This window comes from Devosia sp. (assembly GCF_014860165.1).
GTDB lineage: Bacteria > Pseudomonadota > Alphaproteobacteria > Rhizobiales > Devosiaceae > Devosia.
The window spans coordinates 1-9,887 of sequence record NZ_JACZKG010000074.1; the positions used below are offsets into that span (position 1 = coordinate 1).

General features: G+C 64.4%; 10 protein-coding genes and 1 pseudogene. 7 read left to right on the forward strand and 4 right to left on the reverse strand.

What is annotated here, in order from left to right; genetic code table 11:
• Positions 1–171: 171 nt before the first annotated feature.
• The 4 genes from IH615_RS19330 to IH615_RS19345 all read left to right on the forward strand — a co-directional run bounded on the left by IH615_RS19330 (position 172) and on the right by IH615_RS19345 (position 3,982).
• Positions 172–1,101: an ABC transporter permease gene (locus tag IH615_RS19330; RefSeq protein ID WP_291364528.1), complete on the forward strand. Its 930-nt coding sequence runs from the start codon at positions 172–174 to the stop codon at positions 1,099–1,101.
• Positions 1,098–1,988, forward strand: a complete 891-nt coding sequence (locus IH615_RS19335; RefSeq protein WP_291364529.1) for an ABC transporter permease — start codon at positions 1,098–1,100, stop codon at positions 1,986–1,988. The genes IH615_RS19330 and IH615_RS19335 overlap by 4 nt, the downstream gene beginning before the upstream one ends.
• Before the next feature lies 1 nt (position 1,989).
• Entirely contained in the window at positions 1,990–3,189 is a 1,200-nt protein-coding gene (locus IH615_RS19340; RefSeq protein ID WP_291364530.1) for an aminotransferase class V-fold PLP-dependent enzyme, read from the forward strand.
• A gap of 82 nt (positions 3,190–3,271) precedes the next feature.
• Entirely contained in the window at positions 3,272–3,982 is a 711-nt protein-coding gene (locus tag IH615_RS19345) for a FadR/GntR family transcriptional regulator (RefSeq protein ID WP_291364531.1), read from the forward strand.
• 64 nt (positions 3,983–4,046) lie between these two features.
• Here the strand turns inward: IH615_RS19345 and hemH are convergent, their stop codons facing one another.
• From hemH to IH615_RS19360, 3 genes are all read right to left on the reverse strand, one after another.
• Entirely contained in the window at positions 4,047–5,072 is a 1,026-nt protein-coding gene (gene hemH / locus IH615_RS19350; RefSeq protein WP_291364532.1) for a ferrochelatase, read from the reverse strand.
• 92 nt (positions 5,073–5,164) lie between these two features.
• Positions 5,165–6,802, reverse strand: a complete 1,638-nt coding sequence (locus IH615_RS19355) for a DUF1007 family protein (RefSeq protein ID WP_291364533.1) — start codon at positions 6,800–6,802, stop codon at positions 5,165–5,167.
• Positions 6,803–6,811: 9 nt separating this feature from the next.
• Complete coding sequence (locus IH615_RS19360) at positions 6,812–7,711, reverse strand: LysR family transcriptional regulator (RefSeq protein ID WP_291364534.1); 900 nt, start codon at positions 7,709–7,711, stop codon at positions 6,812–6,814.
• 145 nt (positions 7,712–7,856) lie between these two features.
• On the opposite strand from IH615_RS19360, the gene IH615_RS19365 reads away from it, so the two are divergent.
• From IH615_RS19365 to IH615_RS19375, 3 genes are all read left to right on the forward strand, one after another.
• Positions 7,857–8,279: a MarR family winged helix-turn-helix transcriptional regulator gene (locus IH615_RS19365; RefSeq protein ID WP_291364535.1), complete on the forward strand. Its 423-nt coding sequence runs from the start codon at positions 7,857–7,859 to the stop codon at positions 8,277–8,279.
• A 99-nt stretch (positions 8,280–8,378) separates the two neighbouring features.
• The gene (locus IH615_RS19370; protein ID WP_291364536.1) at positions 8,379–8,834 is read left to right on the forward strand and encodes an SH3 domain-containing protein; all 456 of its coding nucleotides are present in this window, start codon (positions 8,379–8,381) and stop codon (positions 8,832–8,834) included.
• A 354-nt stretch (positions 8,835–9,188) separates the two neighbouring features.
• Positions 9,189–9,677: a pyridoxamine 5'-phosphate oxidase family protein gene (locus IH615_RS19375; protein ID WP_291364537.1), complete on the forward strand. Its 489-nt coding sequence runs from the start codon at positions 9,189–9,191 to the stop codon at positions 9,675–9,677.
• A gap of 27 nt (positions 9,678–9,704) precedes the next feature.
• On the opposite strand, the pseudogene IH615_RS19380 reads toward IH615_RS19375, so the two are convergent.
• Positions 9,705–9,887, reverse strand: a pseudogene (locus tag IH615_RS19380) (EamA/RhaT family transporter); the annotation flags it as partial.

The following is a 9,887-nucleotide window of genomic DNA, read 5'->3' on the forward strand; positions in this document are numbered from 1 at the left end:
GGTGGGGGTCGTCTTGGCGACCGCCAAACGACCCGCACCCTCGGTCCCTCCCCGCAAGGGGGAGGGAGGGGATGAACTCAGGCCCCTCGCTTTGGGCGCGCATCTCCTGACCGGCGAAGCCAGGGACTTGCGGTGTAGCCACGCGCACCGATCCGCGGAAGGAGCCCCCTCATGCTGACCTACATCCTCCGCCGCCTCGTCTCCGTGGCCGTCACCTTCATCGTCGTCTCGCTCATCATCTTCTTCATGATGCACGCCATTCCCGGCGGGCCCTTCGACGCCAATGACATGCCGGTTTCCGCCGCCGTGCGCGAAAAACTCATGGCGCAGCTCGGCCTCGATCAGCCGCTGCATGTGCAGTATCTCCGCTACATGTGGGGCGTGCTGCATTTCGATTTCGGCGTGCCCTATCAGAGCCCCGGCGAAACCGTTACCCAACTGCTCTCCCGCGCCTGGATCCCCAGCCTCGTGCTCGGCGGCCTGGGGGTGCTGATCGGCGCGCCGCTCGGCATCCTGCTCGGCATGGCGGCCGCCCTCAATCGCAACACCTGGATCGACTACTTCGCCTCGACGCTGGCGACGCTGGGCCTCACCATCCCGGTCTTCGTCACCTCAATGCTGCTGATCCTGGTCTTTGCCGTCTGGCTCAACTGGCTCCCCGCCAGCGGCTGGGGCAAGCCCGAGCGCTGGATCCTGCCCATCATTGCCTATGCGCTGATCCCGCTCGCCACCTATGCCCGCTATACCCGCTCGGCCATGCTCGACACGCTCAACCGGCAGTTCGTCACTGTGCTGCGCGCCAAGGGCCTGAGCGAAAACAGGATCGTCTTCCAGCATGTGCTGCGCAATTCGGCGATCCCGTTGGTCACCGTCTTCCTGCCCATGTTCATCGGCACCGCCACCGGCTCGATCTTCGTTGAAGCCATGTTCCGCGTACCAGGCCTGGGCGCCTATTTCGTCTCCTCCATCGAAGGCCGCGATTACCCGCTGGAGATGGCGCTGATGCTGATGATCACCTTCATGTACTGCATCGCGTATCTCCTGAGCGACATCGTCTATGCCCTGATCAATCCCCGCATCCGCGTGGGAGGCGGGCAATGACATCAGAGACCATGCCCGTCGTTCCGCCCGCCTATCGCCAGCGCAATCCGCTGTGGTTCGCCTGGCGGCGCTTCACCGGCAACAAGGCCGCCATCGCCGCCGGCGCGGTGCTGGCCGTCCTGATCCTGATGGCCATCTTCGCCCCGCTCATCACCCCCAGCCATCCCGACGCCCAGACCTTCCTCACCGAGGCGCTGGCCTTCCCCTCGGCCGAACACTGGTTTGGCGTCGACAATCTCGGCCGCGACTTCTACACCCGCATCGTCTATGGCGCCCGCGTCTCGCTCACCATCGGCTTCACCGCCGCCTTGTTCAGCGTCGTCATCGGCATTCCGCTCGGTGCCCTGGCCGGCTATTTCGGCGGCAAGACCGACTGGTTCATCATGCGCATCATCGAGCTGTTCTCGGTGGTGCCGCCTTTGCTCGCCGCCATGCTGCTCGGCGCCCTCACCCGAGGCGGCTATTTCACCATCATCCTGATCGCCGCCCTCTTCGGCTGGGTGCAGGTCTGTCTCCTCGTCCGTGCGCAGGTGAAGGCCTTCCGCGAGAAGGAGTTCGTGCAGGCGGCCAGGGCCCTGGGCGCCTCGCCCTGGTACATCATCCGCCGCCATCTCATTCCCAACTCGATCTCCCCGATCATTGTCGGCTTCGTCCTCGCCATTCCCCTGGCGATGATGCTCGAAGCCAGCCTCAGTTTCCTCGGCATCGGCGTTCCGCCGCCGACGCCCACCTGGGGGCAGATGATCAATGAGGGCATCGATTTCATGTTTTTCTACTGGCATCTCGCCGTGTTCCCGACCGCTGCCCTCGCCATCACCGTATTGGCGACGACCCTGTTCGGCGACGGCCTGCGCGATGCCCTCGACCCGACCCTGAAAGGCCGCTGAATTGTCCTCCAATCTCGCCCGGCAGTTCCTCATTCGCGAGGATGTCGTCTTTCTCAATCACGGCTCGTTCGGCGCCTGCCCCGGGCCCGTCTTCGCCAAATACCAGGAATGGCAGCTCGAGCTGGAACGCCAGCCCGTCGAATTTCTCGGCCGAAACCTCACCGAAACCATGCGCGTGCCCCGCATCGCGCTGGCCAAGGAACTTGGCACCGTGGCCGAAAACATCGTCGGCCTGACCAATGCCACGCTCGGCCTCAACATCGTCGCCCAGTCGCTCCCCCTCAAGCCGGGCGACCAGATCCTCACCACCGATCACGAATATTCGGCGCTGGAAAAGACCTGGGCCTATGTCTGCCGCAAGACCGGTGCCGAGGTCGTGGTGGTCAAGGTCCCCATGCCGCTGACATCGGAGGCGCAGTTCACCGACGCAATCATGTCCGGCCTCACCGAGCGCACCCGCGTCCTCTTCCTCAGCCACATCACCTCGCCCACCGCATTGCTCTTCCCCATCGAGCGGTCCATCGCCGAAGCCCGCAAACGCGGTATCTGGAGCGTCATCGACGGTGCCCACACGCCTGGACACATCAAGCTCGACCTCGACAGGCTCGGCGCCGATTTCTATTCCGGCAATTGCCACAAATGGATGATGGCCCCCAAGGGCTCCGCCTTCCTCCATGCCCGCCCCGAAATGCAGGGCCTGATCAACCCGCTGGTCATCAGCCACGGCTGGACCGAAAACTCCAAGGAGCCCGGCGCCAAGGGCGCCTTCGGCAATTCCCCCTTCATCGACGAACTCGAAATGCAGGGCACCCGCGACCCCGCCCCCTGGCTCACCGTTCCTGCCGCGCTCGAATACCGGCACGATAACGACTGGACCAGTGTTCAGGCCCATTGCCAGGCGCTGGCGCAGGACACTGCCCGCCGCCTTGCCGAGCGCACTGGCCTGCCACCACTCAGCACATCAGAATTCTGCGCCCCGCAGATGGTCGCCATGCCGATTCCCGAATGCGACGTCGATCAGCTCAAGCTCGATCTCTACGACAAATACCGCATCGAAATTCCCGTCTTCAAATGGCAGGATACTTGCATCGTCCGCCTTTCGGTGCAGGGCTATAATTCCAAGCCGCAGATGGACCTGCTGATCGACGCCTTGACCGAGTTGCTCGATCTCAAGACCGGCGCCGCCCGGCGCGTTTCATAGCGAGGCTGACAAACGGCGCGAACTGTGGTGTGTGTGGCCTGCACGCATGCCGGGAGGAATTGGCGCAGTGAGACCAGGGGCATTGAGCTATCTTGAGCCACTCGAAACCCGCACGCGCGGCGTGGCGGTGCTTGATGCGCTGGCCGACATGGTCGAGCGCTCCGGCCTCAAGATAGGTGATCGCCTGCCCCCCGAAGTCTCGCTCGCCGCCACCCTCGGGGTCGGCCGCTCCACCATTCGCGAAGCCCTCAACCGCTGGGAAGGCCTGGGCATCATTCGCCGCCGCCGTGGCGATGGCACCTATCTCGCCGCCCGCGTGCAGACCTCGCGCGGCCTAGTTCCCACCATGGTCCGGCTCGAGGGCGAGGCGCTGCTCCGCCTCATGGAAATCCGCCGTACGCTGGAAAACGACGTCGTGCGCAAGGCGACCGTCAACGCCACATCGGCCCAGCGCCGACAGATTTCCGACCTCTGCGACGCCCTGCTGCTCGAGGTGAATGCCGGTCGTCCCTGGCGCAAGGCCGACCACGCGTTCCACGGCGCCATCTACGACGCCACCGGCAACCCCATGTATGGCCAGTTGCTGGTCAATCTCGACCACGCGCTGGAGCGCGGCGGTTCATCGCCCTTTGCCGCCGACAATTTTGGTCTCGCCTCGTTTCCGCTGCACCGCGACCTGGCCGACGCCATCCTCGCCGCCGACGTCGATCGCGCGGTAGAGGTGATCAATCGCCTGCTTGACACGGTGGAAGTCGAGGTCAAGGCGATCATCGATGGCGGCAAGCCGAGTTGAGCCGTCTTCACCTCTCCCTTTGGGGGAGAGGTCGACCGTCTTCGGTCGGAGAGGTGAGAAAGACCTAAATCCAGCCCTGCAATTCCCGCCGCACCATCGCCTCGATCATGTCCATGCCGCCGGGGCTGTCGTTGAGGCACGGGATATAGGCGAACTTCTCGCCCCCCGCTTCCATGAATGTCTCCTTGCCCTGCATGGCAATTTCTTCCAGCGTCTCGATGCAATCGGCCGAGAATGCCGGCGCCAGGATCGCCACCTTCTTGATGCCCTTGCCCGGCAAGGCTTCCAGCGTCACATCGGTATAGGGCTCGAGCCATTTGCTCGGTCCAAACCGGCTCTGGAAGGTGACCATGATCCTGGATTTGTCCCAGCCGAGGTATTCCCGCACCAGCCGCGTCGTCTTGAAGCACTGGCAATGATACGGATCGCCCCGTTCCAGATATTCCACCGGCATGCCGTGATAGCTGGTGATCACCAGGTCCGGCTCGAAATCGAGCGCTGCCACCCCGTCGCGGATCGAATTGCCCAGCGCCTGGATATATTCGGCGTTTTCGAAATAGGCCGGCGCCGTGCGTACCGCCGGCTGCCAGCGCATCTGCTTGAGAGCGTCGAACGCTTTGTCATTGGCGGTGGCCGTCGTGGTTGCCGAATATTGCGGGTAAAGCGGCACCAGCAGGATCTTCTGGCACCCCGCCGCCTGCATCTTCTCCAGCACGCTCTTCGTCGATGGATTGCCATAGCGCATGGCGAAGTCGACCACGATGTCGTCATGTCCCGCCAGCCGCGCCGCCAGCGCCTCGGTCTGGTTGCGGGTAATCACCCGCAGCGGGCTCTCGTTTCTTTCCTTGTCCCAGATCTGCTCATAGGCGTGGCCGCTCTTTTGCGGCCGGACGCTGAGGATCACCAGGTTGAGGATCGGCCACCACAGCCATTTCGGCGTCTCAATGACCCGCTGGTCGCTCAGGAATTCCTTGAGATAACGCCGCACGCTCCAATAATCGGTCGCGTCGGGCGTACCCAGGTTGAGCAGGAGGACGCCGATCTTCGGCTTTTGGACGACTGGATGATCGGCTGGAAGGTGATCGGACATGAAGCGCCAGTTTGGAGGGGTTCTAGGCTGCCCGCACCATAACCGCTCCCCGATCATCCGCAAGGCGGCTATGGGTCGCGTCAACGGCCCCGCTAGAGACTCGCAATCACCAGCAGAACCCCAAACGCCAGCACCGCCGCTGCGCCAGCCAGTTCCACCCACCACACCACAGTTTCCGTCACCGGATTGTCTACCCCGCCGATCCGTCGCGCCAATCCCTTGGCTGTCACCGCCAGCGTCGCCAGCACCGCCACCGTGATCGCAGTGCCCGCACCCATCAGGAACACCGCGGCGATACCCGCTGGCAGCAGCCCCTGCGACAGCGCAAAGACCAGCACCACCAGCGCCCCCGAGCACGGCCGCAACCCCACCGCCAGCACCACGCTGAGCTGCTCGCGCAGGCTGCCGGTCGTCGCCTCGGGCGTCACGATATGAACGTGGTCATCATGAGCGTGAGCATGATCGTGATGCGCATGGTCGTGGCCATGGTGATCGTGCCCATCATGCGCGTGCAGGTGCTCCCGCGCCTTGTGCGCCATGTCCTTGTGGCCATGCCCATGGCCCCAGCCGAATATCTTGCGCAGCACCAGCCACAATCCAAGCAGCGCCACCATGGCGTAGGACGCGATGCCGATCCAGTTGGCGGCGTCGCCCATGGCGACGCTGGTCATCCCGAGCAGGCCCGCCGCAATGAGCACGAACACGACAGCCACCACCGATTGCAGCAGCGCTGACAGCACGCTCAGCGTCACCCCGCGCCGCAATTGCGTCTCGTTGGCCAGCACATAGGACGAAATGACCACCTTGCCATGCCCCGGGCCGGCAGCGTGGAACACGCCATAAAGGAAGCTCAGTCCCCCCAGCACCCAGAACGCCGTCCAGTCGGTGCGCAGCGCATCTAGCGACGCCGTCATGGCCCCATAGAAGCTGCGCTGCTGATCCTGCAGCCAGCCGAAGAAACCGCTGCGCGGCAGGTTGAGACCCGGCTCTGGTGGCGGCCCGCCAAACGGCTTGGCCGGCCTGGCCTCGGCCACCTGCGCGGCCGCCTCGACGGCCGTCGATGCCGCGGCGACAGGCACATCGCCACAGGTCACGGCGATCATCCCCTGCGTGCCGCGCATCGCCGCGGCGAGATCGGGCGGCAGTTCCAGCACTTCGGGCCCCAGCGAATAGAGCCGCTCCTCAACCTCCGGCGCCATCGGCTTGGGTGGCTCCAGCACGGCAGCGCAACTGCCCGGTGCATTCTCCAGCATCACGTCGGACACGCCAGCGAAGCTGATCGCGACGTAATATTCCGGATCATAGACCGCCAGCTCGAACCGCCCGGTGATCGGCAATGGCGCCACTGCGTCTACCGAATAACTGAGCGTCACCCGCCCGTCCTCATAGACCATGCGCTGGTCGCCGACGGGGGTGAACGACATCAGCGCATCGCCAATGCCGGCATAGGTGTAAAAGCCGTAGTCGGCGAGGCCGACCATGTTCTCGTCGGCCAGCCCCTGAAGTTCCTCCGGACTGGTCTCGCGGTCGCCATTGGTGTCGAGCCCCTGGATCATCCAGGCGGAGAAGGCCGTATCGAATGTCCAGGCATGCCGCAGTCCGACGACGGCACCGCTGGCGTCGAAGACCACGCTTGCCTTGGCGTCGATCAGGATATGCGGATGCGCCATCGCGGGTGCAGCCAGTGCCAGCGCTATCGCCGCGCCGCCGGCAAGAATTCTGAAATTCACGTCATGCCCCTAACTTACGGGATGCGTCACGAACCACTCGACCAGGTGGTCGATCAGCGCCCGCACCTTGCCCGCCAGATGCCGCCGATGCGGATAGACTGCCTGCAGCGTCTGGCCCGTGGGCAGAAAGTCCGCAAGCACGGGAACCAGCTCCCCTTTCGCCACCGCCGGATCGGCGAGGTAGGACGGCAATACGACAAATCCGAGGCCCATCACCGCCGCCTGCCGCGCCGCCAGGGGCGAATTGACCCGAACCGGCCCGTTGACGGGCACCGAGATTGTCTTGCCATCGTCGATGAAGCGCCAGTTCGACTGGCCCTGCAGGTTGATATCGACAATGCAGGGAAGGTGCCGCAGATCCTCTGGATGCTTGGGCGCGCCATGTTGCTTGAGCAGTTCCGGCGCGGCCCCGACCACCACATGCATGTCGGCGATCTTGCGCGCAATCAGCGACGAATCCGCCATCGTCGAGATGCGCAACGCCACATCGATCCCTTCGTCGACGAGATCGACATAGCGATCCTCAAGGCGCAGGTCGAGCGACACCTTGGGATGCTTCTTGAGATATTCGTAGATGGCCGGCGCCAGCGTCGACTCGCCAAAATTGCGCGGCGCCGACACGCGCAGCAGACCGCGCGGCTCTGCCGTCTGGTCAGTGATGGTTGCATCCAGCTCATCCAGCTGCTGCAGCAGCGCACTGGCCTCGCGGTAATAGGCCTCGCCAGCCTCGGTCAGGCTCAGCTTGCGCGTGGTGCGGTTCATCAGCCGCACGCCGAGATAGTCCTCGAGATCGGTGACATACTTGCTGAGCAGCGCCTTGGAGCGGCCGTGCTGGCGCGCCGCGGAGGAAAAGCCACCAGAATCAAAGACCTGAACGAAAGCACGGATACGGGCGAGGTCCTGCGTCATGGCAATCCGTTCACGCTAGCGACGTAATGGACGCATAACTCATCTGCATGGAGCGAACAATAAGCCGCCTTGGTCGTTCCACGATTAACGATAGGATGGAAACGCCAATCGACGTGCCCGAGGAGTTCGGACTATTTTCCCGCCCATGTCCAGACCTTCATCCCGATCCACGCTCTACCGGCTCATCGAAGCCGGGCAGCTTGCGCACAAGGCCTTGCTGCTGCCGCTGGTGGAGCGCGGGCTGGAGCCGGGTGACGATGCCATCCTGTTCGAGCTTGGCCGCTCGGGCACGACCGAAATCGAGCTCTCCGCCGAACTCGGCCTCAGCGAGGTAGCATTGACCACGCGCCTGTCGCGCCTGCTCGACAGGGGGCTCGTCGCCCGCCAGGCGGTCGGCCCGGAGCTTGCCCCCGGCGTCGCATTGACCGAACGCGGCGCCCGCATCCGCAATGGTCTGGTCGATCACTGGAGCCAGCTGGAAGAGGCGCTGATGGGCGAGCTCAAGCCCAAGCAGCGCAAGAGGCTGGGCGAGCGCCTCAAGCGCTTCGTCGAACTGCTGCGTCTCTGATCGCAATCTGACGATACCATTCAGCTTCGGTTCAGGCGCCAGGGCGTTCTCTGTGGGTCACAGGCATTTAGGTGCCACTCGAACCCAAGGAGATCAACAATGGCTCTGAGCAAGAAACTCATGGCTGGAGGCCTCGCGGCACTGGCGCTTCTGGCGACGACTGCGACCGCCTTTGCTGCACCGGCATACGCAACTGGCAACGTCAATGTGCGCTCCGGTCCAGGCACAGGCTACAGCCGCATCGATACGCTGCGCCGTGGCGAACAGGTCGATGTGGTCCAGTGCCGCGGCAGCTGGTGCTACGTCGAGAAGCGCGGTCCCGACGGCTGGGTCTCGGCCAACTATCTGAGCCGCGGCGGCAATCCCGGTTGGGACGACGATTGGGGCTGGGATCGCCCGCCCCACTGGAACCCGCGTCCGCCACGGCCCCCGCATTGGAATCCGCCGCGCCCCTGGCCGCAGCCCCAGCCCTGGCCTGGCTACGGCTACCCGGGCAATGGTGGCGGCAGCATCTGCTTCAACGGCCCCAACGGCTACTTCTGCATCGGCGACTAACCCAATCGAACGCCGCCCTCCGGGGCGGCGTTCTACGTTTCAGGCAACTCACTGGCCCGTGGCTCGTTGTGCCCCCAAACCAGAGGAGATTGCACCATGGCCACTGCCGCGACCGCCGACGACAAGAAATCCGCCCGCGCCACAACCAAGCCCACCACCTCGGCCGACCCAGCACCCAAGCGCGCCGGCAAGCCCGCAACCAATGCGGGCGCCGCCAAGACCCTCAAGGCAAAGACGGCGACCAAGCCTGCCGCGCCGGCCAAACCTGCTTCCGCAAAATCCGGCAAGGCCACCGCGACCAAGGTCGCCGGCCGCGCAGCAGCGCCTGCCAACCGCCAGTCCCGCGATTCCAGCATGACTGGCAAGGAGCATGACGAGCATGTCGAGCGCATCTGGGAACTGGCCAAGCGCATCGGCATTGCCATGTTCGTGACCTGGGACGGCAAGGAGCAGCGCGCGCGCCCCCTCGCCGCCACGGTCGAAAAGGATGAGGGCGCGATCTACTTCCTCACCGATGTAAACGGCGAAAAGGATCAGCAGATCGCCGAATTCCCGCATGTCAGCGTCAGCTTCGCCGATCACAAACATGCCAAATTCGTCGCCCTGTCCGGCAAGGCCACGGTTTCCAACGATCGCCCCAAGATCCGGGAATTGTGGAACCCCTTCGCCAAGGCTTGGTGGGACAGCCCCGAAGACCCGGCCATCCGGGTCATCAAGGTCGTGCCGCAGGATGCCGAACTGTGGGACAGCCCGGGCCGCATCGTCACCACGATATCCATGCTCGCCGCCGCGGTCACCGGCCGCTCCCCCAAGATCGGTGAAAACGCCAAAGTCATCCTCTGACCCCGACGCCGGGGCCGTGCGCCCCGGCTATTCCCGACCGGGCAGCGTCGGATCGGGCACCACAGCCACGCGCTTGACACGCTCGCGCGCCATCACCACCAGCCCCGCCGCCACGATGATGGCGGCGCCAAGCAACGAGATGGCGTCGATCCAGTGGCCGAACACCACCGCGCTGAGCCCGATCGCCCATGGCAGCGAGAAATAGTTGAA